This window comes from Streptomyces sp. NPDC031340, assembly GCF_055569945.1.
The window spans coordinates 1-25,078 of the sequence record NZ_JBVIIE010000028.1 but is presented as its reverse complement, the minus strand read 5'-3'; the positions used below and the strand labels follow the sequence as shown (position 1 = coordinate 25,078).

Annotated in this window: 21 protein-coding genes; 8 read left to right on the top strand and 13 right to left on the bottom strand. The window is 73.4% G+C overall.

Going from position 1 to position 25,078, the window contains the following annotated elements:
• Positions 1-16: 16 nt before the first annotated feature.
• Positions 17-694, bottom strand: a complete 678-nt coding sequence (locus ACZ5GT_RS22335; protein WP_469027938.1) for an AIM24 family protein — start codon at positions 692-694, stop codon at positions 17-19.
• A gap of 383 nt (positions 695-1,077) precedes the next feature.
• Here ACZ5GT_RS22335 and ACZ5GT_RS22330 point away from each other — a divergent pair, with 383 nt between their 5' ends.
• Positions 1,078-2,877 carry a M4 family metallopeptidase gene (locus ACZ5GT_RS22330; RefSeq protein WP_469027935.1) on the top strand — a complete coding sequence of 600 codons (1,800 nt, stop codon included), beginning with the start codon at positions 1,078-1,080 and terminating at the stop codon, positions 2,875-2,877.
• Positions 2,878-3,048: 171 nt separating this feature from the next.
• On the opposite strand, the gene ACZ5GT_RS22325 is transcribed toward ACZ5GT_RS22330, so the two are convergent.
• Genes ACZ5GT_RS22325 through ACZ5GT_RS22310 form a run of 4 tightly spaced genes read right to left on the bottom strand, consistent with a single transcriptional unit; the run spans position 3,049 to position 9,622 of the window.
• On the bottom strand, positions 3,049-6,084 hold the full coding sequence (locus tag ACZ5GT_RS22325) for a helix-turn-helix transcriptional regulator (RefSeq protein ID WP_469027932.1): 3,036 nt from the start codon (positions 6,082-6,084) through the stop codon (positions 3,049-3,051).
• Positions 6,085-6,141: 57 nt separating this feature from the next.
• Entirely contained in the window at positions 6,142-6,492 is a 351-nt protein-coding gene (locus ACZ5GT_RS22320; protein WP_469027927.1) for a UBP-type zinc finger domain-containing protein, read from the bottom strand.
• On the bottom strand, positions 6,489-7,949 hold the full coding sequence (locus tag ACZ5GT_RS22315; protein WP_469027921.1) for an ATP-binding protein: 1,461 nt from the start codon (positions 7,947-7,949) through the stop codon (positions 6,489-6,491). The genes ACZ5GT_RS22320 and ACZ5GT_RS22315 overlap by 4 nt, the downstream gene beginning before the upstream one ends.
• Positions 7,946-9,622, bottom strand: a complete 1,677-nt coding sequence (locus ACZ5GT_RS22310; protein ID WP_469027913.1) for an NAD(P)/FAD-dependent oxidoreductase — start codon at positions 9,620-9,622, stop codon at positions 7,946-7,948. The genes ACZ5GT_RS22315 and ACZ5GT_RS22310 overlap by 4 nt, the downstream gene beginning before the upstream one ends.
• A 184-nt stretch (positions 9,623-9,806) precedes the next feature.
• Here ACZ5GT_RS22310 and ACZ5GT_RS22305 point away from each other — a divergent pair, with 184 nt between their 5' ends.
• Positions 9,807-10,679, top strand: a complete 873-nt coding sequence (locus ACZ5GT_RS22305; protein ID WP_469027906.1) for a universal stress protein — start codon at positions 9,807-9,809, stop codon at positions 10,677-10,679.
• A 1-nt stretch (position 10,680) separates the two neighbouring features.
• On the opposite strand, the gene ACZ5GT_RS22300 is transcribed toward ACZ5GT_RS22305, so the two are convergent.
• From ACZ5GT_RS22300 to ACZ5GT_RS22290, 3 genes are all read right to left on the bottom strand, one after another.
• A complete protein-coding gene (locus ACZ5GT_RS22300; RefSeq protein WP_469027901.1) occupies positions 10,681-11,916 on the bottom strand; it encodes a DUF4032 domain-containing protein in 1,236 nt (411 codons plus the stop codon).
• Positions 11,917-11,962: 46 nt separating this feature from the next.
• The gene (locus ACZ5GT_RS22295; RefSeq protein ID WP_469027897.1) at positions 11,963-12,715 is read right to left on the bottom strand and encodes an MBL fold metallo-hydrolase; all 753 of its coding nucleotides are present in this window, start codon (positions 12,713-12,715) and stop codon (positions 11,963-11,965) included.
• A gap of 117 nt (positions 12,716-12,832) precedes the next feature.
• Positions 12,833-13,459: an alpha-ketoglutarate-dependent dioxygenase AlkB gene (locus ACZ5GT_RS22290; protein ID WP_469027894.1), complete on the bottom strand. Its 627-nt coding sequence runs from the start codon at positions 13,457-13,459 to the stop codon at positions 12,833-12,835.
• Between the two features lie 124 nt (positions 13,460-13,583).
• On the opposite strand from ACZ5GT_RS22290, the gene ACZ5GT_RS22285 reads away from it, so the two are divergent.
• The 3 genes from ACZ5GT_RS22285 to ACZ5GT_RS22275 all read left to right on the top strand — a co-directional run bounded on the left by ACZ5GT_RS22285 (position 13,584) and on the right by ACZ5GT_RS22275 (position 17,524).
• Positions 13,584-14,240, top strand: coding sequence for a TetR/AcrR family transcriptional regulator (locus tag ACZ5GT_RS22285; protein WP_469027891.1), 657 nt, complete (start codon positions 13,584-13,586; stop codon positions 14,238-14,240).
• Between the two features lie 52 nt (positions 14,241-14,292).
• Positions 14,293-15,966, top strand: coding sequence for an FAD-binding dehydrogenase (locus ACZ5GT_RS22280; protein ID WP_469027887.1), 1,674 nt, complete (start codon positions 14,293-14,295; stop codon positions 15,964-15,966).
• 157 nt (positions 15,967-16,123) lie between these two features.
• Positions 16,124-17,524 carry a M1 family metallopeptidase gene (locus ACZ5GT_RS22275; protein ID WP_469027884.1) on the top strand — a complete coding sequence of 467 codons (1,401 nt, stop codon included), beginning with the start codon at positions 16,124-16,126 and terminating at the stop codon, positions 17,522-17,524.
• Between the two features lie 238 nt (positions 17,525-17,762).
• Here the strand turns inward: ACZ5GT_RS22275 and ACZ5GT_RS22270 are convergent, their stop codons facing one another.
• Positions 17,763-18,017 carry a WhiB family transcriptional regulator gene (locus ACZ5GT_RS22270; RefSeq protein WP_469027880.1) on the bottom strand — a complete coding sequence of 85 codons (255 nt, stop codon included), beginning with the start codon at positions 18,015-18,017 and terminating at the stop codon, positions 17,763-17,765.
• Positions 18,018-18,125: 108 nt separating this feature from the next.
• The gene (locus ACZ5GT_RS22265) at positions 18,126-19,340 is read right to left on the bottom strand and encodes a saccharopine dehydrogenase family protein (RefSeq protein WP_469027877.1); all 1,215 of its coding nucleotides are present in this window, start codon (positions 19,338-19,340) and stop codon (positions 18,126-18,128) included.
• 134 nt (positions 19,341-19,474) lie between these two features.
• Between ACZ5GT_RS22265 and ACZ5GT_RS22260 the strand changes: the two genes are divergently transcribed.
• Positions 19,475-20,206: a TetR/AcrR family transcriptional regulator gene (locus tag ACZ5GT_RS22260; RefSeq protein WP_469027874.1), complete on the top strand. Its 732-nt coding sequence runs from the start codon at positions 19,475-19,477 to the stop codon at positions 20,204-20,206.
• Between the two features lie 72 nt (positions 20,207-20,278).
• Here ACZ5GT_RS22260 and ACZ5GT_RS22255 read toward each other — a convergent pair whose 3' ends face one another.
• Complete coding sequence (locus tag ACZ5GT_RS22255; RefSeq protein WP_469028349.1) at positions 20,279-21,211, bottom strand: LysR family transcriptional regulator ArgP; 933 nt, start codon at positions 21,209-21,211, stop codon at positions 20,279-20,281.
• Positions 21,212-21,280: 69 nt separating this feature from the next.
• Here ACZ5GT_RS22255 and ACZ5GT_RS22250 point away from each other — a divergent pair, with 69 nt between their 5' ends.
• On the top strand, positions 21,281-21,895 hold the full coding sequence (locus ACZ5GT_RS22250) for a LysE/ArgO family amino acid transporter (RefSeq protein ID WP_469027871.1): 615 nt from the start codon (positions 21,281-21,283) through the stop codon (positions 21,893-21,895).
• A gap of 578 nt (positions 21,896-22,473) precedes the next feature.
• On the top strand, positions 22,474-23,775 hold the full coding sequence (locus tag ACZ5GT_RS22245; protein ID WP_469027867.1) for an MFS transporter: 1,302 nt from the start codon (positions 22,474-22,476) through the stop codon (positions 23,773-23,775).
• Between the two features lie 33 nt (positions 23,776-23,808).
• Here ACZ5GT_RS22245 and ACZ5GT_RS22240 read toward each other — a convergent pair whose 3' ends face one another.
• Both ACZ5GT_RS22240 and ACZ5GT_RS22235 read right to left on the bottom strand, forming a co-directional pair.
• The gene (locus ACZ5GT_RS22240) at positions 23,809-24,261 is read right to left on the bottom strand and encodes a cyclic nucleotide-binding domain-containing protein (RefSeq protein ID WP_469027861.1); all 453 of its coding nucleotides are present in this window, start codon (positions 24,259-24,261) and stop codon (positions 23,809-23,811) included.
• 330 nt (positions 24,262-24,591) lie between these two features.
• A complete protein-coding gene (locus tag ACZ5GT_RS22235) occupies positions 24,592-24,813 on the bottom strand; it encodes a hypothetical protein (RefSeq protein WP_469027856.1) in 222 nt (73 codons plus the stop codon).
• Positions 24,814-25,078: the final 265 nt, after the last annotated feature.

Sequence of the window (25,078 nt, the reverse complement as noted above, 5' to 3'; positions counted from 1 at the left end):
GATCACTCGGCCGGGCTCAGTGCTGCTGGGCCCGCTGCGGTGTCGCCTCGCTCGGCCGTACGACGACGTGACCCTCGCCCTGCAGCATCAGCTGCACGGCCTCGCCGGAGCCGCCGCGCAGCATCGAGCCGATGGATTGCGAGCGGTGCAGCGAGGTGCGCAGACCGGCCGTCCAGCCGACCACGGCGTCCGTGTCGACGTACACCGGGTACTCCGGCGAGACCGGGATGACCAGGGGATTGCCCTCGCACACCAGGCCCAGCCTGCCCTGTCCGGTGAAGACGCTGTTGAACAGGCCGCCGCCGGCGATGCCCGCGCCCTTCACGGTGGCGATCCGGTACGACAGGGAGGCGTCGAAACACAGGACGTTGCGGCCGTTGACGGTGAACTCGTCGCCCGGGTCGACGTCGACGACGAAACAGTTCTGCGCCTCGTGCGCGAACCAGGCTTCGCCCTGTCCGCGCACCGCCATCAACGGCAGGCCCTCACCGGTGACCGCGCGCTTGAGCATGCCGCCCACGCCCTGGCCCTTGCGCTCGAACTGCAGGTTGCCGCGGTAGGCGATCATCGCGCCCTGGCGGGCGAGCATCTCGCCGTTCACCGCGTACTTGATGCACTTGGCGTTCTCGACCGTCATGCCGGGCGCGGCGGCCGGCCGGACCATGTGCTCGCTGGAAAAGAGGTCACCCTTCATGCGGGCATCCTGTCCCGGAAGATCTCCCTCCGCCAGGACGGCGATCCCCCGGCGGCAACTCCGGTGCCGTGCGCGGGGCGGGGCGGATCAGGACGGCCGCACTGTGTGCGAGATGAGTCACATTTACTCGGTGCAACTTTCTTCCGGCCCGTCACATCTCCCCATGCGAAGCACAGTTGGTCACTTGTTGATCACTGGGTGGTGCGGTTTTGCAAAGTATTGCCATATGTCGCACCGAATCAGGCGATTTACTCTTTACATGAGCATGACTGATCCGTAAGGGTTTCGCCTCGGGGCCCGACCAGCCCCCATGTCGCACAACAGCGCCATGTCCCAAGGCAGTCGGTGACCCCGGCCGCCTTGCCAGGAAGGAACCCTCATCAGTGCGTAGACCGCACATACGCAGCGTGGCGGTCGCCGTCGTCGTGACGACGGCCGCCACGGGTCTCGCCGGCACCGCCTTCGCGGGCCCGGCCACGGGGACGACGAGCCACGCGGCAGCCGCCGCCCACACCTCGGCCGCCTCCGTGGTGGCGGCCGCCCGCACCGCAGCCTTCGCCCACGCCTCGCAGACGGGGGTCTCCCAGGGCGACGAACTGCGGGCCGTGGACGTCATGATCGACCCGGAGGGTGCCCGGCACGTCCGGTTCACCCGCGCCCACCAGGGCATGCCGGTCCTCGGCGGCGACCTCGTCGTCCACCTTTCCGCGCGGCTGGCCTACACCGGCGTCACCCGGGCCGCCGACCGCACCGTCCGCCTCGCCGCCGACGACGCCGCGGTGTCGCCCGCGCAGGCCGAGCGGAAGGCCGCCCAGGTCGCCAAGGGCGACGCCGGCAGCGCCGAACTCGTCGTCGACGCCCGCGACGGCGCGGCCGCGCTGGCCTACCGGGTGACGGTCAGCGACAGCGACACCGCGCAGGCCGGCGGCTCCCGGACGGTCGTCATCGACGCCGTCACCGGCAAGGTCCGCAGCAACACGCCCGACAACGACGAGTTCCTCTCGCCGAAGCTCCTCGACACCCTGCGCAAGCGCGGCGAGACGCTCGACCCCGCGACGGGCATCGCCTCCCGCGCCGCGGCGCTGACCGCGTCACCCGTGTCCGGCGCCACCACCTACCCCCGGACGGCGAAGGGCACCGGCAAGTCCCTCTTCGTCGGCAGCGTGCCGCTGACCACCACTCAGACGGCCGCCACCAGCTTCCTGCTGAAGGACCCCACCCGCTGGGGCACCGAGACCCGGGACGCCAAGGGCCTGGAGCTGGAGAACTTCAGCCGGGGCAAGAAGTTCACCAGCACCACCAACATCTGGGGCAACGGCGCCGTCTCCAGCCGGACCAGTGCCGCAGTCGACGCCCAGTACGGCATCACCAAGACCCTGGACTTCTACAAGAAGACCTTCGGGCGCAAGGGCATCGAGAACAACAGCAAGGGCGCCCGCGCCATGGTCCACTTCGGGAACAAGGTCGCCAACGCGTTCTGGGACCCGACCTGCGACTGCATGCTGTACGGCGACGGCGACGGCGACATGTTCAAGAAGCCGCTGGTCGTCCTCGACGTCTCCGGCCACGAGCTCACCCACGGCGTGGTGGACGCGACCGCCGCGCTGGAGCCCACCTATGTCGACGAGTACGGCAACCAGTACGGTGAGCCGGGCTCGCTGAACGAGTCCCTCGCGGACATCTTCGGCTCGAACGTCGAGTTCTTCGCCAACAACGTGAAGGACAAGCCCGACTACCTCGTCGGCGAGAAGCTCGGGCTGGCCCAGAAGTTCCTGCGCCGCCTCGACCACCCGTCGCTGGACAAGCTCGAGGGCACGATCGACTACTGGGACCCGACCACGTACGACGCCGAGGTGCACGCCGGCTCCGGCGTCTCCTCCCACGCGTACTACCTGCTCGCCGAGGGCAGCGGCGCCAAGACGATCAACGGCGTCGCCTACGACTCGCCGACCTTCGACGGCTCGACGGTCACCGGCATCGGCCGCACCAAGGCCACGGCGATCTTCTACCGTGCCCTGACCCGCTACATGGTCTCCACCACCGACTTCCACGACGCGCGCACCGCGACGCTGAAGGCGGCCAAGGACCTGTACGGGCTCAACAGCCCGGAGTACCTGACCGTGAACAAGGCCTGGGCCGCGGTCAACGTCACCAAGGCCAACACCCCGGCCGCACGGAACTGACGACCCGGCACCGGTGAGCCGGCCCCCTGCACATTGTCGGGGCGGCCGGCTCACCGGCTTCCGCCGAGCCGGCCGCCGTCAACTGACCGCCGTCAGTCGGTCGCCCGCAGCCCGAGCCGTCAGTCCGAGGCCGACCAGAGGCCGTCAGCCGGAGGCTGTCAGTCGGGGCCGTCAGCCCGAGGCCGTCGGCTCGGCGGTGACCAGACCCCGCCGGTAGGCGATCGCCACCGCCTCCGTGCGGCTGGCGGCGCCGAGCTTGGCCAGGATGTTGGAGACGTGGACGCTCGCCGTCTTGCCGCTGATGAACAGCTCCTCGCCGATCTGCCGGTTGCTGCGGCCCCGGGCGAGCAGCCGCAGCACGTCCTGCTCACGGGCGGTCAGCGGTGAGGGAGGCCGCGCCGCACCCGCGGACAGCCGGCCGCGGCGTATCAGCCCGTCCAGCCGCTCGGCCAGCGGCGTCGCCCCGAGCCGCCCGGCCGTCTCGCGCGCCGCGACCGCCTCGGCGGCCGCCTCCTCCCGGCGGTCGGCCGCGAGCAGCGCCTCCGCGTACCGGAACCGGCAACGGGCCAGCTCGTACACGTCCCCGAAGCCGAACGCGGCCACCGCCGCTGCCCAAGCGGCCGCGTCCGGTCCGGACACCGCCCGCGTCCACTCCGCCTCCGCGCGCGCCAGCCACGCCATGCCCTCCGGCCCCTGCGGCACCCCGTTCCTGTCCCGCCCGGCCGACGCCCGCGCGGACCGCACCAGTTCCCCCGCCACGTCCGCCCAGTGCCGCGCCCCGGCGGTGTCGCCCGTCAGACGCAGCTCCGCGGCCCGGTCGGCGACCGCCGACAGTGCGAGCGCGGCGAGCCGGACGGTGACGTCGGGAAGCGTGCCCGCCTCGTCCGTCAGCGCGGCCACCGTCTCCCGCACGCACGCCACCGCGGCCTCCGGATCGCCCCGCAGCGCGGCGGCGTCGGTCAGCGCGATGCCCGCGGCGAGCGTCGCCATCCAGTCGAAGCGCCCGGCAGGCAGCGCCCGGGCCCGCTCGACGGCGTGCCGGTCGCCGCGCGCCAGGCTCACGTACAGCGCGGGAGCGGCCGCGTACCCGACCGCCGGGGACAGCACCTCGGCGTCGGACTCCGCGGCGCGCAGGCACTCGTCCCAGCGTCCCAGCGTGTACAGCACCAGCAGCTGCAGATACCGCATCTCCGTCGGATACGGCGACGACAGCAGGCCCGCCCGGCGGGCGCGGTCCAGCCCCTCGCCGATCCAGGGCAGGCACTCCTCCAGCTCGCCCGACTCGAAGCAGCCGACGGCGAGGTTGAACAGCGCCCGCATCTCCACCGGCGCGTTGCCCGATCCGCGCGCCAGCTCACGGGCCGTCCGCAGCTTCGCCCGGCCCTCCGGCGTGCGGCGCCCGCCGCCCTCCATGCAGGACAGCGAGATCAGCAGGTCCGCCCGGGCGTCGGTCAGGCCCAGCCGCTCGGCGACGGCGAGGGCCCGGCGGGCGACCTCGAGCGCGGTGTCGTTCTCTCCGACCTGACGGGCCGCCACCACGTGGGTGGCCGCCGCCCACACCCAGGTCCGCGACGGCGGGTCGGCCGGGATCAGGGCGAGCGCCTCGCTGCTGTAGGCGAAGGCCGCGCTCAGGCTGTCGACGCTGAGCAGGTTCCCGGCGAGCGTGTAGCGGACCCGCGCGGCGAGCTCGGAGTCCGCGTCCTGGCCGATGCCCGCCAGCGCCGCCCGGGTCAGCGACACCGCGCGGTGCAGCTCCCCGGCGTGCGCGGCCGCCGCCGAGGCCCGCAGCGTGAGCGTCACCCGGTCGCCGCGCTCGCCCGCGGGCCGTACCGCCGGGTCCACCGCCGACCACAGGTCCAGCGCCGCCTCCAGGTGCCGCAGCTCCTCGGCGGGCGCGCCGAGGAGCTGGGCGTGATCGGCCGCCTCCAGCGAGGCCGCGAGCGCCTGGGCCAGGTCGTGGCTCGCGCGGTAGTGGTGGGCGCGCTCGGCCGCGGTCTCCGCCGGGTCGCCCCGGCCGGCCGCCAGCAGCTTCGCGAACGCGCCGTGCAGCCGCGCCCGTTCGCCCGGCAGCAGGTCGGCGTACACCGCCTCGCGGGCCAGGGCGTGCCGGAAGGCGTACGTGCCGCCCTCACCGGCCACCAGCAGCTGCCGTCCGACGGCCTCCCGCAGCGCCGACTCCAGCTCCTCCTCGGGCAGCCCCACGGCGTCCCGCAGCAGATGGTGCTCCACCCGGCGCCCGGCGACCGCGGCGGTCCGCAGCACCTGCTGCGCGGTCTCCGTCAACTGCTCGAAGCGGATCAGCAGGACGTCGGCCAGACCGCTGGGCACCCCGTCCGCCTCCCCGTCCGCCGCCGTGTCCGTCGCCGCGAGCAGCTCCTGCGCGTAGAAGGCGTTGCCCTCGGCGCGCTCGACGATCCCGCGCACCGTGGCCTCCGGCAGCGGGCGGTCCTGCAGCGCGCGCACCAGCCGGGTCACCTCCCCGTCGGCCATCGGCCGCAGCTCCAGCCGCTCGACGGACGGCAGCCGCACCAGCTCCGCCAGCAGGGGCCGCAGCGGGTGGCGCCGGTGCAGGTCGTCGGCGCGGTAGGAGGCGAACACCGCCAGCCGGTGGGTGGGCGGGCCGCCCGCCGCGTGGTTCCCCCCGTTCGGCCGGAGCCGGGAGCGGGGGAGCTGCAGGACGCCCCGGCTGAGCAGGAAGCGCAGCAGGTCACGGGAGGACTGGTCGGCCCAGTGCAGGTCCTCCAGGACCAGCAGCAGGGGAGCGATGTCCGACAGGTCGGCCAGCAGGCCCGCCATGCCCTCGAACAGCCGCAGCCGCCCTCCCTCGCCGCCGGAGCGCGCGGCGGCGCCCACGTCGTCGTGCCCGGCGCCGGCCCGCGTCCCCAGCAGCCGGTCGACCACCGGGTGCGCGGCCGGCACGTCGGCGAACCGCGCGTCGGCCGCCAGTACGCCCAGGATCTCGGTGAACGGCAGGTACGGCAGGCCCACGTCGCCGAGGTCCACGCAGTGACCGGTCAGCACGGTGGTCCCCGCCCGCGCCGCCCGGTCCGCCACCTCGTCCAGCAGCCGGGTCTTGCCCACGCCGGCGTCACCGGCGAGCAGCACACCGCGTGGCTCGCCGCCGCGGGCGCGTTCCAACACCCGGGAGAGACGGGCGACTTCGTCCTCCCGGCCGATCAGTGGCGTGGTGATCAAGCTCTGCGGCACGGATCCATCCTGGCACGGCGCCGCCGGCGCGGTCCGCCGGCCACGGGCCTTGGGGGCTCAGCGCAGCGTCTCGGCCCAGTTCGCCGGCACCCGCCCGGCCGGGCCCGGCGCCGGCTGGTCCGCGGGGCGGCTGACGGGCGGAGCGAGGTCGGGCCCCGACTCCAGCAGCCGTGAGCCGGCGAAGTCCCAGAACCAGCTCTCGCCCGGCTCGAAACTGCGGATCACCGGATGGCCGGTCTCGTGGTAGTGCGCGGTGGCGTGCCGGGCGGGGGAGTCGTCGCAGCAGCCGATGTGCCCGCACTGCGCGCAGCGCCGCAGGTGGAACCACCAGCCGCCGGCCGCCTCGCACTCCACGCACCCGGTGCCGCTCGGCGGGACGGCGGGGTCGATTCCGTCGAGGTCGGTCATGCGGTCTCCTCGGGTGGTGGTTCGTCGTCCGCCGCGGTGAGCGGCAGCAGGACCTGGAAGCGGGTGTCGCCGGGTTCGGACTCGACCTGGAGGGTGCCGTGGTGCTTGTTCACCACGATCCGCCAGGAGATGTCCAGCCCGAGCCCGGTGCCCTCGCCCACCGGCTTGGTGGTGAAGAACGGGTCGAAGATGCGGCCGCGGATCTCCTGCGGCACGCCGGGGCCGGTGTCGCGGAACTCCACCAGCAGCCGGTCGTGTTCGCGTGCGGTCCGCACGGTCAGCGTGCCCTCGCCGCCGGCGCCGCCGATGGCGGAGACCGCGTTGTCGATGAGGTTGGTCCACACCTGGTTCAGCTCCGCCGGGTAGGCGGGGATCTTCGGCAGCGTGCGGTCGTAGTCCTTGACGACCTCGATCCGCGGGCCGATCTTCCCGGACAGCATCAGCAGGGTGCTGTCGAGGAGTTCGTGCACGTCGGCGTGGCGGAAGGGGGCCCGGTCGAGCTGGGAGTACTGCTTGGCGGCGTCGACGAGGGTGGAGACGCGGGTGGTGGAGTCCTCGATCTCGTCCATCAACAGCTCGGTCTCGACCGTGTAGTTGAGCCACCCGATGGCGCCCGGCAGGACATCCGGGCCCACCTCCGCGGCGACCTGCTCCAGCCAGTCGGGGTCCAGCCCGGCCTGCACGAACACGGGCGCGAGCCGCCAGCCGTCCGGGATGCCGTGGTCGTCGAGCCAGTCCGCGACGGCGTCCTCCCGGTCCGAAGCCTCCAGCGGGCTGAGCGCGGGCGCCTTCGCGACGCGTTCGGCGGTGCGCTCCTGGATCTCGACCAGGTTCGCCAGCGCCTCCCGGGTGTACGGGCCCGCGGAGATCACGCGCAGCTTGTGCCGCATCTTCGCCACCCGCTCGCGCAGCGCCGCCGTGGCCCGCACGGCCGCCGCCGCGGGGTTGTTCAGCTCGTGCGTGAGCCCGGCGGACAACGAGCCCAGCGCCAGCAGCCGTTCGCGCTGTCCGATGGCCCGCTGCGTGCTCTTGGACCCGAAGAACAGGCCCTCCAGCAGATGCGCCGCCATCGGGAACCACTCCCGCATGATGTCCGCGAAGGTGTCCGCGGGCAGCACGAAGAACCGCGTCGGCTCGGTGACCCGCATGGAGTTGTTGTAGACCTGCGGGACGCGGTCGCCGAGGTAGGCCTGCATGGCCCCGGCGTACACCCCCCGCTGCGAGGTGCGGCTCACCTCCACGTCGTCGCCGCCCACCCGCCGGTACAGCACGACCGTGCCCTCGAGCATGACGTAGAAGCAGGTGGCCGGCTCGCCCTCGGTGTAGACCGGGCCCGGCTCGAACCGCTCCACCCGGCCCTCGGCGCACAGCCGGCCGAGCTGCTCCGGCGTGAGCTTCTCGAACAGGAACAGCGAGCCGATCTCCCGCGCGCTGCACGGCATCACCTGCCCGCTCACGACTGCTCCAGGTAGCGGTGGACGAGCATCACGGCCATGGCTCCCTCTCCGACGGCGGACGCCACGCGCTTGGCGGACTCCGCGCGCGCGTCGCCCGCGACGAACACGCCGGGGACGTTGGTCTCCAGGTGGTACGGCGGCCGGTCCAGCTCCCAGCCGGCCGGCGGCCGCCCGTCCGGGGTGAGGTCCGGCCCGGCGAGGATGAACCCGTGCTCGTCCCGCTCCACCGTCCCGTCCAGCCAGTCGGTCCGCGGCGCCGCGCCGATGAACACGAACATCCACTGCGCGTCGACGAGTTCGGTCCGCCCGGTGTCGACGTCCCGCAGGGTGAGCTGTTCCAGGTGACCGGAGCCGTGCGCGGCCTCGACGACCGTGCGGGTGCGCACCGAGATGTTGGGCACCTCGGCGATCTGCTGGATCAGATAGTGCGACATCGACGCCGACAGGTCCGGGCCGCGCACCAGCAGCGTCACCGACTTGGCGACCCGCGACAGGTACATCGCCGCCTGCCCGGCCGAGTTGGCGCCGCCGACGATGTACACATCGTGCTCCTGGCAGGAGGCCGCCTCGGTCAGCGCCGAGCCGTAGAACACCCCGCAGCCGGTCAGGTCGGTGCAGCCCGGCGCGTCCAGCTGCCGGTAGGACACGCCGGTGGCCAGGATCACGCTGTGCGCGGTCACCGCCGAGCCGTCCGAGAACCGCACGGTGCGCGCGGAGCCGTTGACCTCCAGCCCCGTCACCTCCCGCGCGGTGAGGATCTCCGCGCCGAACTTCGACGCCTGCCGCCTGGCCCGATCGGTCAGCTGCGCCCCCGACACGCCGTCGGGGAAGCCGAGGTAGTTCTCGATCCGGGAGCTCTGCCCGGCCTGTCCGCCGGTCGCCGACCGCTCCACCAGCACCGTCCGCAGGCCCTCGGAGGCGCCGTACACCGCGGCGCCGAGTCCGGCCGGTCCGCCGCCGACGACCACGAGGTCGTAGAACTCCGCGGCCGGCGTCGTCGCCAGCCCCACCCGCTCGGCCAGCTCGGGCGCCTCCGGCTCCACCAGCGGCGTCCCGTCCGCGGTGATCACCAGCGGCAGTCGCCGCCCGTCCTGCCCGGCCGCCTTCAGCAGCCTCTGACCCTCCGGCTCGTCCGCCGAGTACCAGCGGTACGGGACCTGGTTGCGGGCCAGGAACTCCCGCACCTCGGAGGAGCGCGCCGACCAGCGGTGCCCGACCACCTTCGTGCTGGGCACCGGCCTGAAGTCGCTTGACCGCCAGGCCCGCAGCAGGTCGTCCACGACCGGGTACAGCTTCTCCTCGGGCGGATCCCACGGCTTGAGGAGGTAGTGGTCCAGGTCGACGACGTTGATCGCGTCGATCGCCGCGTTGGTGTCCGCGTACGCGGTCAGCAGCACGCGCCGCGCGCCCGGGTACACGTCGAGGGCCTGCTCCAGGAACTCGATGCCGTTCATCTGCGGCATGCGGTAGTCGGCCAGGATCACCGCCACCAGGTCGCCGCGCAGCTTCAGCTCGCGCAGCGCCTCGAGCGCGGACTCGCCGGACTCCGCGCGCACGATCCGGTACGACTCGCCGTAGCGCCGCCGGAGGTCCCGGGCGACGGCGCGGGAGACTCCCGGATCGTCGTCCACGGTCATGATGACGGTCCGCGCCGCGTCGGACGCCTGTGCCATAGGTCTCCCACCCCGAGGCCGGATTCACGGCACGGCGCGGTCCGTCGCAGAGACGGTCGCCGCGCCGGCTCCAGCTCATCGTATGTTCGATCGGCCCGCTGTGCCCCTCCCGCTTCGAGGTCCCGCTGGTGGCGTGGTGAAGACTGGCCCCTACGGAAGTGGGAACGACACAGGAGGCAGCCGCATGACGGGCCCGATCACCGCAGGGGTCGACGGAACCGAGGAGAGCGTCGCCGCGCTGGGCTGGGCGGCCAGGGAGGCGATCCGGCGCGGGCGGGCGCTGCGGGTGGTGCACGCCTGGCGGTTCCAGCCGTACGAGGGGCTCGACGCGGCCGACGCGGAGACCCAGGCCGGGTGGGTGCGCGACGCGGTCGACGAGGCCGTGCGGGCGGTCACCGCACGCCATCCGGAACTCGAGGTGAGCACCGACGTCGTCGAGGGCCCGGCGGTCGACACCCTGGTCGCCGCCGCGGCGGACGCCGAGATGCTGGTGCTGGGCTCGCGCGGGCACGGCCCGGTCGTCGGCTTCCTGCTGGGCTCCGTGGGCCAGCAGGTGATCGCCGCGGCGAAGCGGCCGGTGGTGCTGGTGCGCGCCGGCGACCAGCCGACGGGGGAGGCGGCGGGCCGCGAGGTCGTCGTCGGCCAGCAGGGCGATCCGGAGGACAGCGCCGAGACGCTGCGCTTCGCGTTCGAGACGGCGGCCGCCCGCGGCGCCACCGTCCGCGCGGTACGGGCCTGGACGCTGCCTCCGGTGTTCGCCTACAGCCCCGGCTCGCTGGAGCTCCTCGACGAGGCCGGGGGACTGGAGCCGTACGAGAAGAAGGCGCTCGCCGCGGCGCTCGAGCCGTGGCGGGAGCGCTTCCCCGGCGTCCCCGTGGTCGAGCACGTCGAGATGGGCAGCGCCGGCCAGGTGCTGCTGTCGGTGGCCGCGCGGGCCCAGCTGATGGTCGTCGGCCGGCGCGCGCACCGCACGGCGGTCGGCGCCCGGATCGGCTCGGTGGCGCACGGGGTGCTGCACCACGCCGGCTGCCCGGTGGCCGTGGTCCCGCACGGGTGAGTCACTCGGCCGCGGTGGGCTGCAGCGTCTCCCGGGCCTTGGGCAGGATGTTCTTGATGTAGTCCTCGACGGCCGTGTCCAGCCCGATGTCGTGCTGGGCACGCTCGGACAGGTACCAGCGGTGTTCGAGCAGCTCGTGGTAGATCTCGGCCGGGTCCATCGCCCCGCGCAGTTCGAGGGGCACGGCCCGGACCGTGGGCCGGAACACGTCCCGCACCCAGCGGTGCGCGAGCACCTCAGGGCGGGCTGCGAGGGGGTCACCCGGGGCGTAGTCGTCCTGGGTGGCCATCCAGCTCTCCAGGTCGGTCAGCAGCCGCCGCGCCTGGTTCTCCTCGGCGTCCAGGCCGGTCAGGCGCAGCAACTGGCGCTGGTGGTGGCCGGCGTCGACGACCTTGGGCACGAAGGTGACCGTGTCGCCGTTGGAGGCGCTCTCGATCTGCATCTCGGCCACGTCGAAACCGAGGTCGTTCAGGCGGCGTATCCGGCGTTCTATGTAGTGGTACTTGCCCGCCGGGTACACCGAGGTGCGGGTCAGCTCCTGCCACAGGCCGCGGTAGCGGGCGCAGATCTCCATGCCGAACTCGATCGGGTCCACGGACGGGTGCAGCGCCCCGGACGCCTCCAGGTCGAGCAGTTCGCCGCTGATGTTCACGCGGGCGAGGTCCAGGTCGTAGTCCCGCTGGCCGGGGCTCAGCCGCGGGTGCAGTTCGCCGGTCTCCGCGTCGACGAGGTAGGCGGCGTAGGCGCCCGCGTCGCGCCGGAAGAGGGTGTTCGACAGCGAGCAGTCGCCCCACGCGAACCCGGCGAGATGCAGGCGCACCAGCAGGACGGCCAGCGCGTCCATGAGACGGTGCATGGTGGCCGGGCGCATCGTCGTCTCGAACATCGACCGGTACGACTGCGATCCGCTCAGGTGCCGGGTGATCAGCACCGGCTCCAGCGGGGCGTCGTCGCCGTCCTGGCGGCCGGTGACCACGCCGAGCGCGTCCACCGCCGGGATGCCGAGCTTGTCGAGGTCGCGCAGCAGCTCGTACTCGCGCAGCGCCGGCCGTTCGGCGAGCTCCTTGACGGCGATCACCTCGTCGCCGGCGCGGGCGTAGCGCACGACGTGACGGGAGATGCCGCGCGGCAGCGGAACCAGGTACTCCTCCGGCCACTCCTCCAGCGGCAGGTGCCAGGGGAGTTCCAGCAGGAGCGCGGGGTGCTCCGGGTTGGTCGCGCTGATCTGCAGTGCCATGGGCGGGGTGACCTCGTCCTGCTTCGCGGTTGATCGTCACCTCACCTTAGAGGGCGCGCTCCTTCGCCTGAAGTGCCGTTTCACGCACCGGACCGCGGTGCGCGGGCCCGTGGCCGGGCAGCAGCAGGTCGCCGGTCAGTTCCGCGAGGACGTCCAGCGAGGCCACCGCGCGGTCGCGGTCGTGGTGGAACATGCCGGGCAGCAGTTGCGGGCCCCGGATCCGGGAGGTGGGGTGGGCGGTCACCAGCGCGTCGCCGGCGATCACCACGCCCGCGTCGGGGAGGTGGAAGGCGACGTGCCCGTCGGTGTGACCGGGGGTGTGCACGGGCACCGGCCGGCCGGGCAGGTCCCAGGCGGTCCCGGCGGCGACCGGGAACGGCTCGGGCGCGGACACGGGGACGTGGGCGGTGCCGCCGGAGCGCAGGGCGCGCAGCGCCCAGGGCAGGACGCCCGGCCGCCAGCTGTTCGCGACGACCTGTCCGACGGTCACCTGGTGCAGGAACTCCCGGCGGGCGTGCGGCACTTCGGCCGGGTGGAGGAGGACGGGCGTGCCGTGGGCGGCGCGCAGGTACTCGGCGGAGCCCAGGTGGTCGTTGTGCGCGTGGGTGATCAGCACCGCCGTCACCGCATCCGGTGAACTGCCCACCGCCGCCAGGGAGTCGAGGAGCAGCTGCCGGTCCCCGGGATAGCCGGTGTCGACGAGGGTGACCTCGTCGCCCTCGGTGAGGATCACCCAGTTGGTGTCGCTGCCGTGCACCAGGTGGATGCCGTCGGCCACTTGCCGTACGTCTGCCCGCATGGCGTCAGCAAAGCAGACCCCGGAGGGCGCGCGACCACCGGGTCCGGGCCGGTCGGCGGTCCGCGTCGACCACCGGGTCCGGGCCGGTCGGCGGGTCCGGGCCGGCGGCCTTCCGGCTCAGCGCACGCCATGTGGGCGGAACTGCACGCTGATGCGCGGTCCCGCGGCGCGTGCGGACTTCGGTACGCAGTGCTCCCAGGTCCGCTGGCAGGAGCCGCCCATCACGATCAGGTCGCCGTGGCCCAGCGGACGCCGTACCGTCCCGCCGCCGCCCACCGGGCGCAGCAGCAGGTCCCGGGGGGCGCCCACGGAGAGGATGGCGACCATCGTGTCCTCGCGCGCGCCCCGTCCGATCCGGTCGCCGTGCCAGGCCACGCTGTCCCGGCCGTCGCGGTAGTGGCACAGCCCGGCGGTGGCGAACGGCTCGCCGAGTTCCGCGGCGTAGTGCGCGGACAGCGCGTCCCGGGCCTCGGTGAGCACCGGGTGGGGGAGCGCGTCATCCGGGCCGTAGAACGCGAGCAGCCGGGGCACGTCGACGACGTGGTCGTACATGGCGCGGCGCTCCGCCCGCCACGGCACCTCGGCGGCCAGTTGCTCGAACAGGGTGTCCGCGCCCTCGAGCCAGCCGGGCAGCAGGTCGATCCAGGCGCCGTGACCGAGCGGCGTACGGCGGATCCCGTCGAGGGGACCGAGCCGCAGTCGGTCGGCCTGGTCGAACAGGGAGCCCTGGAGATGCCTGGTCATACGTCCAGCGTACCCCTGACTCGAAAGTCTGTTCGTGTGGATTTCCGGGGTCGCTCCGTGGCCGCATCGCTCTTTCGATACATCGGTGTATCGGATACATTCTCGTATCGAGTGAGGGGCGGTCATGGCGACGGAGGCGACAGCGGTGGAGAAGGCGACGGCGGAGCAGGCGCCGCGGCGGGTGACCCGGCGCCGGGTCCGGACCCGCGCCAACCTGCTCGACGCCGCCTTCACGGTGTTCGCCGCCAAGGGCTTCGGGCGCGTCTCCATCGAGGAGGTCTGCGAGGCCGCCGGCTACAGCCGGGGCGCTTTCTACTCCAACTTCGCCAGCCTGGACGAGCTGTTCTTCGCCCTGTACCGGCAGCGCGCCGACCTGATCGCCGAGCAGGTGTCCGGGGCGCTGGCCCTCGACGGCCCCGACTTCGAGGTGCCCGCCGCCGTCGACCGCGTCACCGAGGTGCTGCTCCTCGACCGGGACTGGCTCCTGGTCAAGACCGACTTCCTGGTGCACGCCGCCCGCGATCCGGCCGTCGCCGGGACCCTGCTCGCGCACCGCGCGCGGCTGCGGGAGGCGATCGCCGACCGGCTCGCCCGCACCCGCGGCCTCGCCCGGCCGCCCGGCGTGCTCGGCGACGCCGACGGCGCGGCCCGTGCCGTGGTCGCCGCGTACGACGGAGTCACCGTCCAGCTCCTGCTGGACGAGGACGTCGACGGCGCCCGCCGCTGGCTCAAGCAACTGCTCACCGCCCTGCTGACGGACGGCAGCGGCACCCCCGAATGACACTCCCGGGTCAGACCCCCGAGTGACACCCTCGAGAAAGGCAACGGTCGCCATGGATGCGGACGTCATCGTCGTCGGAGCGGGCCTGGCGGGGCTGGTCGCCGCGCACGAACTCACCAGCCGGGGCCGCCGGGTCGCCCTGGTCGACCAGGAGAACGCCGCCAACCTCGGGGGACAGGCGTTCTGGTCCTTCGGCGGGCTGTTCCTCGTCGACTCCCCCGAGCAGCGCCGCCTCGGCATCAAGGACTCCTTCGACCTCGCCTGGAGCGACTGGCAGGGCAGCGCCCGGTTCGACCGGGTCGACGACGAGGACTCCTGGGCGGTGCGCTGGGCGCGTGCCTACGTGGAGTTCGCGGCGGGGGAGAAGCGGTCCTGGCTGGACGGCCACGGCATCAAGCTGCTGCCCACGGTCGGCTGGGCCGAGCGCGGAGACCTGCGCGCCGACGGACACGGCAACTCCGTGCCCCGCTTCCACATCGCCTGGGGCACCGGCACCGGCGTTGTGGAGCCGTTCGCCGGGTACGCCGAGCGGGCCGCGCGCGAGGGGCTGCTGACCTTCCACCACCGCCACCGGGTCGACGAACTGGTCATCGAGGAGGGCGCCGTCCGCGGGGTGCGCGGCACGGTCCTCGCCGAGGACCGCTCGCCCCGCGGCGTGGCCTCCAACCGGGACGCGGCCGGCGAGTTCGAACTCACCGCCCAGGCCGTCGTCGTCACCACCGGCGGCATCGGCGCCAACCACGACATCGTCCGCCGCTACTGGCCCGAGCGCCTCGGCACCCCGCCCGCCGAGATGGTCACCGGCGTGCCCGCGTACGTCGACGGCCGCATGCTCGACATCAGCGCCGCGGCGGGCGTACGGCTGGTCAACCGCGACCGCATGTGGCACTACACCGAGGGCCTGCGGAACTGGGACCCGATCTGGCCGGGGCACGGCATCCGCATTCTGCCGGGGCCGTCCTCGATGTGGTTCGACGCCCTCGGCCGCCGCCTGCCCGAGCCCTGCCTGCCCGGCTACGACACCCTGAGCACCCTCGAACACCTGCGCACCACCGAGGACATCGCGGGCTACGACCACTCCTGGTTCGTCCTCACCCAGAAGATCGTGGAGAAGGAGTTCGCGCTGTCGGGCTCCGAGCAGAATCCCGACATCACCGCCAAGGACAAGGGCGCGGTCCTGCGCGACCGCCTGCTCGGCAAGGGCGCGCCGGGCCCGGTGGACGCGTTCCTGCGCAAGGGCGCCGACTTCGTGACCGCGCCGACCCTGGAACAACTCGTGGCGAAGATGAACGAGCTGACCGACAAGCCGCTCCTCGACGCCGCCGTACTGCGCCGCCAGATCGAGGCCCGCGACCTGCAGATGGCCAACCCGTACAGCAAGGACGCCCAGGTGCAGGGCATCCGCAACGCCCGCCGCTACATCGGCGACCGCCTCGGCCGCGTCGCCACCCCGCACCGCATCCTCGACCCGGCCGCCGGACCGCTCATCGGCGTCAAGCTCCACGTGCTGACCCGCAAGACCCTCGGCGGCATCCAGACCGACCTCGACTCCCGCGCCCTGGGCCCCGACGGACAGCCCATCGAGGGCCTGTACGCGGCCGGTGAGGTGGCCGGCTTCGGCGGCGGCGGCGTCCACGGCTACAACGCCCTGGAGGGCACCTTCCTCGGCGGCTGCCTCTTCTCCGGCCGGGCGGCCGGCCGGGCGGCGGCGAAGCAGACGGCCTGACCGGCCGGCCGGTGCAAGAGATCTCCGGCTGCTTTGGATCCGGGAACACCCCGGACGGCCCGAAGAACCCGAATGACGCGGGGAGAAGCAGGAGTCACGGCGGGGCGTACCTCTAACCTGGGCTCGAACTGATCATCGCCACCCCCCAGGAGCGCATGTGAGGACGTCCCGCAGACGGACCCGAAAGGCCGTCACCGCTGCCGTGCCCGTCGTGGTCGCGGCCCTGCTCGCCGCCGCCCAGCCCCCGGCGGCGGGCACCGTCGGCGCGCCCGGCGTCGGTGACCCGTACTTCCCGCTCGCCGGCAACGGCGGCTACCACGTCGGACACTACGACCTGACCCTCCGCCACGACCCCGACACCGGGCACCTCGACGGCACCGCCGTGATCACCGCCCGCGCCACCCAGGACCTGACCCGCTTCGACCTCGACCTCAAGGGCCTGACGGTCACCGGCGTCACCGTCGACCGCAGCAGGGCGGACTTCCGCCGCAGCGGCCAGGAACTCGTCGTCACGCCGTACCGTCCGCTGCGCAAGGGCCGGCAGTTCCGGGTCACCGTCACCTACCAGGGCACCCCCGGGCCGGTCACCGACCCCGACGGCTCGCCGGACGGCTGGATCCCCACCGACGACGGCGCGTTCGTCGCCGGGGAGCCGCAGGGCGCCATGACCTGGTTCCCGGCGAACAACCACCCCAAGGACAAGTCGGCGTACGACATCACGATCACCGTCCCCGAGGGCCGCACCGCCGTCTCCAACGGCGTCCTCGTCGGGCAGCGCACCGCGCACGGGCAGACCACCTTCCACTGGCGCCAGAGCGAACCCATGGCCGCCTACCTCGCCACCGCCACCGTCGGGAAGTTCCAGGTCGAGCAGTACACCACCCGCGACGGCCTCCGCGTCTACAACGCCGTCGACCCGCGCGAGGCCGCCGCCTCGGCACCCGTGCTGAAGCAGCTGCCGTCCGTGCTGGAGTGGGAGAGCAAGCTGTTCGGGCCCTACCCGTTCCGCGCCGCCGGGTCGATCGTCGACCACGCCCCGGACGTCGGGTACGCGCTGGAGACCCAGTCCCGGCCCCTGTACGACCGCGCGCCCGACCTGGGCACCCTGGTCCACGAGAACGCCCACCAGTGGTTCGGCGACTCCGTCTCCCTGACCACGTGGAAGGACATCTGGCTCAACGAGGGGTTCGCCACCTACGCCGAGTGGCTCTACAGCGAACAGCACGGCGGCAAGACCGCCCAGCAGATCTTCGACGCCCTCTACGCCCGCCCGGCGGACGACGAACTGTGGGCGTTCCCGCCCGGCGACCCGGGCAGCGGCGCGAACATCTTCGGCGCTCCGGTCTACGAGCGCGGCGCGATGGCCCTGCACGAACTGCGCGTCGCCGTGGGGGACCCGGCGTTCTTCCGGATCCTGCGCGCCTGGGCGACCGTGCACCGCTACGGGCACGGCACCACCGCTCAGTTCGTGCGGCTGGCCGACAGCGTGTCGGGCCAGGACGTCGACAGCCTGCTGAAGACCTGGCTGTACGCCCCGGGGAAGCCGGCCACGGCGTAACCGGCCGGACGTTCCGCGGGACCTCCACGGGATCCCAGCGGGACATCCGCGGAACGTCCGACCCCGCCGGCACGGCACACGCCGCGTGCACAGCGACCGCCCGTACCCGGCACGGTCACGGCGGCCACGCGTCGCGAGGGCGACGACGTCGTGGCCGGCGTGACCGGCACCGGCACGGGCGTCAGCGGTTCTCCGGCCTACGGACGCCGGAGCAGGGCCTGTTGTCCGCTGTCACGTCTCACGCGCCGCGCCTGCGGGCGACGGCGCGTCGGCGCCGCAGCGCGCGCCGTTCCGTCTCGTCGGTGCCGCCCCACACACCCAGGATGTCTCCGTTCTCCAACGCCCACTCCAGGCACTGCTCCTGGACCGGGCAGCGTGTGCACACCGCCTTCGCCCGCTGCGTCTGCAACAGCGCCGGGCCCGAGGAGCCGATCGGGAAGAAGAGCTCGGGGTCCTGGTCGCGGCATGCGGCATGGTCTCGCCAGTCGTTCATCCAAGTCACCTGCGATCGAAGTCGTACGCGCCCTCGCGGATGGCTTACTCGCTTTCGGGTCACCTGTCGACGCGTGGACGAAACAACCGACTTCCGATGTGGGCGACTTCACTGCTCCCGCATGCCCCACGGGGATCCGTAAGCGGTCAGCAGATCCAGGAACGGGCCGGCCGGGAACGCCTCGGGGCCGAGCACGCCGGAGCCCGACCAGGCGCCGGTGGCGATGAGTTCGAGCGCGACGACCGGGTTGACGGCGGTCTGCCACACCACGGCCTGGCTGCCGTACTCCGTCATGGACCACTGGTTGTCGACGACGTGGTACAGGTAGACCTCGCGCGCGGCCCCGTCCTTCGTGCCGCGCACCCAGGTGCCGGCGCACGTCTTGCCGTGCATCCGCTCGCCCAGCGTCGCCGGGTCGGGCAGGCAGGCGGCGACCACGTCCCGGGGCGAGACGGCCACCGGGCCCGCGGCGCCCGGCACGGTCACCGGGTCGGTGCGGTCCAGGCCCAGCAGGTGCAGCGTCCGCAGCGTCTCGATGAACTCCCGCCCCAGACCGTACTTGAAGGTGACGCGGCGCGCGTCGACCCAGCGCGGGACGAGCAGCACCTCCTCGTGCTCCACGTTCACGCACTCGACGGGGCCGATCCCCTCGGGGAAGTCGAACACCTCCGGCTCGCTGAACGGCTCGGTGGTGAACCAGCCGCGGCCGGCCTCGTAGACCACCGGCGGGTTCAGGCACTCCTCGATGGTCGTCCAGATGCTGAACGACGGGGCGAAGTCGTAGCCGTCGACGGTGAGGTTCGCGCCGTCGCGGATGCCGATCTCCTCGATGTCGTCGAAGAGTTCGTCGGCGGCGTAGCGCGCGAAGACGTCCGACAGGCCCGGCTCCACGCCCATGCCGACGACGGCCAGCGCGCCCGCCTTCTCCCACTCCCCGGCCAGGGTGAACTGGTCGTCGCCGAGTTTGAGGCCGCACTCCTCGTAGGGGCGTTCGGGATGCGGGCGCGACAGCGACATCGCCATGTCGAGATAGCCGGCGCCGGCGGCGAAGGCCGCGCGGAACAGAGGCATCACGAACCGCGGGTCGGTGGCGTTGAGGAGCACGTCGCAGTCGTGCCGGCGCAGCAGTCCGGTCACCGCCGCCTCGTCGCCGGCGTCGACGCGCTCGGCGCTGAACCGGTCGTCGCCGACGGCCGCCACCGCCGCCTCGGCCCGGGCCAGGTCGTAGTCGGCGACCACCATCGCCTCGAAGAACGGGCGGCGGGCCGCGATCCGGGTGACGGCGGTGCCGACACCGCCGGCTCCCACGAGCAGGACACGCATGAGGACTACTCCCTCGGCAGAAGGTCTACGGACGGTGGGGCCCCGGCGCCGATACAACGCCGCCCGCTCCCGTAAGGTCAATGGCGTTGGCATAAGCCGCGGACCGGGAAGCGGACAGGTGAGGAGGGCCCCGGATGCCCAAGCCCGTGGTGCCGGAGAACAAGCGCCGCCGGCGCCGGCCCACCAAGAGCGGGACCGTGCTGTCCGAGCGGCTGATCGTGGAGACGGCGCTGCGCATGCTGCGCGAGCACGGCAGCGCGGGCCTGACCGCCCGCCGTCTCGGCCTGGCCCTGGACGCCGACCCGAGCACCCTCTACCGCTACTTCCGCGGCATGGACGACCTGACCCTCGCCATCGGCGACGCGCTCATCGGGCAGGCGCTGGACGGCTGGCGGCCGACGGGGGAGTGGCGGGCGGACCTGCGCGCGATCGGGCTGCGCATCCACGCCGCGTACGTCGCCCATCCGCAGGCGGCCCAGCTGACGGCGAGCCGGGTCACCGGCCGGGCCAACGAGCTGGCCGCCGACGAGGCCGTCCTGGACGTCCTGCGGACCGCCGGGTTCCCGCTGCCGGACACGGTGCGGATCTACCACGCCTTCATCGACCAGACCCTCGGCTTCGCCGCGCTGGACGCCGCCTCCCTGGCGCTGCCCAGCGCCGCGCTGCACGCCGACGAGGACATGTGGCGGTCCACCTACGCCCGCCTGCCCCGCGCCACCCACCCCCGCATCGCGGAGGCGGCCCCCCTCCTGGCGACCCGCATGGTCACCAGCGCCTACCCGACGGCCCTGGACATGCTCCTGGACAGCGCGGCGGCACGCCTGACGGCCTTGGAGGCCGGGCAGACCGGGCAGGACGACGGGTAGGACGACGGCCAGACCGGGCAGGACGGTCGGTACGACGGGCAGGCCGGGTGCGTGGCGCGGCGGTCGGGCGGTTCAGGCCCCGTTGTCCGGGCCGTCCCGGCGTCGCGGTCCCGGGCGGAGCGCGTCCGCCGCGGCCTCGGTCACCGCGTCCGCCACCGCGGCCAGGGCCGGGGATTCGAGCTTCCATTGCTGCCAGTACAGCGGCACGTCCAGGGGGCGCCGCGGAGCGAGCGGGACCAGCCGGCCGGTGCGCAGCAGCTCCCCGGCGTGCAGCTCGGGCACCATGCCCCAGCCGAGCCCGGCGGCGACCGCGCCGAGGAAGCCCTCCGAGGTGGGCACGGCGTGCCGTACGGTGCTCGCGCCCCGCGCGCCGCGCCGCAGCCGCCGGACGAACATGTCCTGGAGGTCGTCGGCGCGGTCGAAGGTGACCACTGGGGCGTTCGGGAGGGTCTGCCGCAGGGGCCCGTCCAGATGGCGTGCCGCGAAGTCCGGGGTGGCCGCCGCCGTGTAGCGCATCGTGCCCAGGGCGCGCATCGAGCAGCCCGGCACCGGGTCCGGCGACGAGGTCACCGCCGCCATCACCAGGCCCTCCCGCAGCAGCTCCGCGGTGCGCGTCTCGTCCTCGCGGCGCAGTTCGAAGCGCAGCGGCGGTTCGGGCGGCACCCGGGTCAGCGCCGGCAGGAACCAGGTGGCCAGCGAGTCGGCGTTCACCGCGATCGCCACCCGGGTCGGCTCCCCGGCGCCGCTCATGCCCAGCTCGGCCCGCGTGTCGTGTTCCAGGCGGGCGAGCTGGCGGGCGAATCGGACGACGATCTCGCCGGACTCGGTGGGCCGCACCGGCTTGGTGCGCAGCAGCAGGACCCGGCCGGTGCGCTGCTCCAGCGCCTTGACGCGCTGGCTGACCGCGGACGGCGTCACGTGCAGGGCGGCCGCCGCCGCGTCGAACGTGCCCTCGTCCACGACCGCGAGCAGCGTCCGCACCAGGTCGAGCGGAAGGTCCGTCATCACGAACACTAATGGTACGTAAGAATCCTTAGCTGTACTCGTGGCGGGCGGATGCCTAGCGTGGAGGCCGTGTCCCCAGCTCTCACCGCCGCGGCCGCCGGCTTCGGCACCGGTCTGTCGCTCATCGTCGCCATCGGCGCCCAGAACGCCTTCGTGCTGCGTCAGGGCGTCCGCCGCGACGCGGTCCTCGCCGTCGTCGGCATCTGCGCCCTGTCCGACGCCGTCCTCATCGCGCTCGGCGTCGGCGGGGTCGGCGCCGTCGTGGTGGCCTGGCCGGGGGCGCTGAGGGCGGTGGGCTGGATCGGCGGCGCCTTCCTGCTGGCCTACGGCGTGCTCGCTGCCCGCCGCGTGTTCCGGCCGGGCGGCGCCCTGAGCACGGAGGGCGAGGCGGCCGGGTCCCGCAGGCGGGCGGTGCTCACCTGTCTGGCGATGACCTGGCTCAACCCGCACGTCTACCTGGACACGGTGTTCCTGCTCGGCTCGATCGCCGCCGACCGCGGCCCGCTGCGCTGGACGTTCGGGCTCGGCGCCGCGCTGGCGAGCCTGTGCTGGTTCGCCGCGCTGGGCTTCGGCGCCCGGCTGCTCGGCCGCTTTCTCGCCCGGCCCGGCGCCTGGAGGGTACTGGACGGCCTGGTCGCCACGACGATGATCGTCCTCGGCGCCACCCTCGCCGCCGGAGCCTGACCCCCGGCTCCCTCGTCCACGGGTCCCGGTCTGAGCCTGGGCCTCCTCGTCCACGGGTTCCGGTCTGAGCCTGGGCCTCCTCGTCCACGGGTTCCGGTCTGAGCCTGGGCCTCCTCGTCCACGGGTTCCGGTCTGGGCCTGGGCCTCCTCGTCCACGGGTTCCGGTCTGAGCCTGGGCCTCCTCGTCCACGGGTTCCGGGTCTGACCCCGGCCCCCTCCTCCACGGGGCCCGTGTCTGAGCCTCGGCATCCTCGACCGCCGGTCCCGCACCTGAGCCTCGGCCGCCTCGGCCGTCGCTCCCGGACCTGAGTCCCGGCCCCTCGGCCGCGGGCCCCGGGTCTGAGCCCTGGCCTCCCCGACCGCCGGTCCGGGGTCCGAGCCTCGGCTTACCGACCGCCGGTTCCGGACTTGTGTCCGGGCCTGGCCGACCGCCGGTTCCGGCCCCGAGTCCCGGCCTCGTCGACCGCCGGTTCCGGGCCCCGGGCACCGCATTCCCGGCCGCCCCGTCCCGGGCCCCTGGACAGGGCTGCGATAGTGAACCCCGGACCAGAAAGATGTAACCGGCAACCAGGAAGCCCGTGGACACCAGCGAGAGCAGCACCGAACCGCAGACGCCGACCCCCGACGCCGTCGCCGCTCCGCCCCGGCGCGGCTGGCGCCGCTGGGCCATGGACACCCGCCCGCTGCGCATCCCGGCCTACCGGCGGCTGTGGTCGTCGACGATCGTCACCGCCGTCGGCAGCCAGCTCACCGCGGTCGCCGTGCCCAAGCAGATCTACGACATCACGCACTCCTCGGCCTGGGTCGGCGCCGCGAGCCTCGCCGGGCTGCTGCCCCTGATCGTCTTCGCGCTGTGGGGCGGGGCGGTCGCCGACAGCATGGACCGCCGCAGGCTCCTGCTGATCACCAACACCGGCATCGCCGTCACCTCACTGCTGTTCTGGCTGCAGGCGGCCTCGGGGCTCGACTCGGTCGCCGTGCTGATGATCCTGCTCGCGCTGCAACAGGCGTTCTGGGGCCTGAACGCCCCGGCCCGCAACGCCTCCATAGCCCGCCTGGTGCCCGAGAACGAACTGCCCGCGGCCAACGCGCTCGGCTCGACGGTCATGCAGACCGGCCAGGTGGTCGGCCCGCTCCTGGCCGGCGTGCTGATTCCGGTCATCGGCCTGCCCGAGCTGTACCTGATCGACGCCCTCGCGCTGTGCGTCACCGTGTGGGCGGTCTACCGGCTGCCCTCCCTGCCGCCGCTCGCCGGGACGGCGGCCCGTCGTGCCGGGGTGCGGGAGATCGCGGCGGGGTTCCGCTACATCTCCCTGCACAAGGTGCTGCTGCTGTCCTTCCTCGCCGACATCGTCGCGATGGTCCTCGGCATGCCCCGCGCCCTGTTCCCGCAGCTCGCCGCCCAGACCTACGGCTCCTACGGCGAAGGGCTCGCGCTCGGCCTGCTGTTCGCGGCCATCCCCATCGGCGCCGTCCTCGGCGGACTGTTCTCCGGGACGTTCTCCCGGGCCCGCCGGCACGGCTGGATGGTGATCGGCGCGGTCGTCGCCTGGGGCCTGGCGATCGCCGGTTTCGGACTGAGCCGCAACCTGTGGATCGCGGCCGTCTTCCTGGCGGCGGCCGGGGTGGCCGACATGGTGTCGATGGTCTTCCGCGGGGCGATCCTGCTGTCCGCCGCCACCGACGAGATGCGCGGCCGCATGCAGGGCGTCTTCACGGTCGTCGTGGCGGGCGGCCCCCGCCTGGCGGACGTCCTGCACGGCACCGCCGGGTCGGTCCTCGGAACCCGTACGGCGGTCGCGGGCGGCGGCCTGCTGGTCGTCGTCGTGATGCTGGGCCTGGCCGCCGCGGTGCCGGCGCTGCGCCGCTACCGGATCTGAGGGCCCACCGGGGCCCACCGGGGCGCGGCGCCCCTATAGGGGGCTGCGGCGGTGGGTCGCGCACTCCATGAGCTTGACGCGGGTCATCTCCAGCCGGTGCGCGAGGATCTCGGCGACGCCGCGCACCAGCAGCATCCCGAGCTCCGGATCCTCCTCGCACAGCCGCAGCACCGCGTCCGCGTCGAACTCGTAGGCGCGCACCGGGCTGAAGGCCTGAGCGCCGAAGTCCCATTCGTGCGGCGGGAACAGCCAGGACCAGCCGAGCAGATCGCCCGTGCCGAGGCTCGCCACGGTCACCCGCTGCAGCGCGTTGACCTGCTGGTCCAGGGTGACCGCGCCCGAGCGGATGACCCAGAAGCGGTCGGCCCTGCCCCCGGCCTCGAAGATCCGGGCGTCCTCGGGGAAGGACACCTCGTGCGCGAGGGTCATCAGGCGCCGGCGCTGGGGCGGGGGCAGGAAGGTCAGCAGCTTGATCGCTTTGGTCATGAGGCGGGGCTCCTCGCCGGCGTGGGTTTCCGGTGTTTCCCTAAGCCCATTTCAGCCGCTGCGCGGGCCCGGAGCACCTCGGAGGACGGAGTTTGCCGCCGGAAATCGCCGGCCTGGTGCCGACGCAGGAAAAAGCCCTGGCTGGACGGGGGAAACCAGCCAGGGCCGTAAGCGGTGGCGCCGGAGGACGGTACGTTCGACTCCGTCACCACGTATGGATGAACGGTAAACCATCCGTCGGTAAAATGCGTACTCGAAAGCCGGTCACGTGACCTGTTTCACTTTCGACGACCCTTCGGGCCGGTCCGAAGGGTCGGTGCGGCTCGGAGGTCAGTGCGGCTCGGTGTGCCTGCCTGGCGTCAGGATCTCGTCCAGCACCCGGAGCACGGTCTCGTAGGCCAGGGTGCGGACGGCGGCGTCGCGCGCCGCCTGCGGGTCGCTCGTCGTCAGATCGTCGCTCCGGGTCCGCCACGTCCGGTGCTCCTCCCGCGCGCAGGCCCGCGCCCGCTGCAGCCGCCTCAGCAGTTCGTCCGAGTGCACGACATCGCTCATGCAGTCCGCGTACCCCCGGTGAGCCGCTCGATGGCCGCGCGTGGACGGCCGGTGGTGGATGTCCGGGAGGGGGAGGTTTGGCATGGCTTGCGGAGGTCAGCCGGTTATAGAGACCTGCGGGGTTCGCGCGGTGCGACGCGGCCGCCCTCGGCCGGGCGGGGTGGTGCGGGGGGGGGGGGGGGGGGGGGGGGGGGAGGGGGGGGGGGAGGGGGGGGGGGGGGGGAGCGGGGCTGGGGGTGGGAGAGAAGGGGAGGGGGCCCCCCCC

What these genes read in the sequence shown, in the direction of transcription:
- ACZ5GT_RS22295 (WP_469027897.1), bottom strand. Translation starts at nt 12,715, where the DNA reads ATGCGGGCAGACGTACGGCAAGTGGCCGACGGCATCCACCTGGTGCAC.
- ACZ5GT_RS22265 (WP_469027877.1), bottom strand. Translation starts at nt 19,340, where the DNA reads ATGCGTGTCCTGCTCGTGGGAGCCGGCGGTGTCGGCACCGCCGTCACC.
- ACZ5GT_RS22300 (WP_469027901.1), bottom strand. Translation starts at nt 11,916, where the DNA reads ATGGCACTGCAGATCAGCGCGACCAACCCGGAGCACCCCGCGCTCCTG.
- ACZ5GT_RS22260 (WP_469027874.1), top strand. Translation starts at nt 19,475, where the DNA reads ATGCCCAAGCCCGTGGTGCCGGAGAACAAGCGCCGCCGGCGCCGGCCC.
- ACZ5GT_RS22335 (WP_469027938.1), bottom strand. Translation starts at nt 694, where the DNA reads ATGAAGGGTGACCTCTTTTCCAGCGAGCACATGGTCCGGCCGGCCGCC.
- ACZ5GT_RS22285 (WP_469027891.1), top strand. Translation starts at nt 13,584, where the DNA reads ATGGCGACGGAGGCGACAGCGGTGGAGAAGGCGACGGCGGAGCAGGCG.
- ACZ5GT_RS22280 (WP_469027887.1), top strand. Translation starts at nt 14,293, where the DNA reads ATGGATGCGGACGTCATCGTCGTCGGAGCGGGCCTGGCGGGGCTGGTC.
- ACZ5GT_RS22270 (WP_469027880.1), bottom strand. Translation starts at nt 18,017, where the DNA reads ATGAACGACTGGCGAGACCATGCCGCATGCCGCGACCAGGACCCCGAG.
- ACZ5GT_RS22255 (WP_469028349.1), bottom strand. Translation starts at nt 21,211, where the DNA reads ATGACGGACCTTCCGCTCGACCTGGTGCGGACGCTGCTCGCGGTCGTG.
- ACZ5GT_RS22305 (WP_469027906.1), top strand. Translation starts at nt 9,807, where the DNA reads ATGACGGGCCCGATCACCGCAGGGGTCGACGGAACCGAGGAGAGCGTC.
- ACZ5GT_RS22240 (WP_469027861.1), bottom strand. Translation starts at nt 24,261, where the DNA reads ATGACCAAAGCGATCAAGCTGCTGACCTTCCTGCCCCCGCCCCAGCGC.
- ACZ5GT_RS22290 (WP_469027894.1), bottom strand. Translation starts at nt 13,459, where the DNA reads ATGACCAGGCATCTCCAGGGCTCCCTGTTCGACCAGGCCGACCGACTG.
- ACZ5GT_RS22320 (WP_469027927.1), bottom strand. Translation starts at nt 6,492, where the DNA reads ATGACCGACCTCGACGGAATCGACCCCGCCGTCCCGCCGAGCGGCACC.
- ACZ5GT_RS22235 (WP_469027856.1), bottom strand. Translation starts at nt 24,813, where the DNA reads ATGAGCGATGTCGTGCACTCGGACGAACTGCTGAGGCGGCTGCAGCGG.
- ACZ5GT_RS22310 (WP_469027913.1), bottom strand. Translation starts at nt 9,622, where the DNA reads ATGGCACAGGCGTCCGACGCGGCGCGGACCGTCATCATGACCGTGGAC.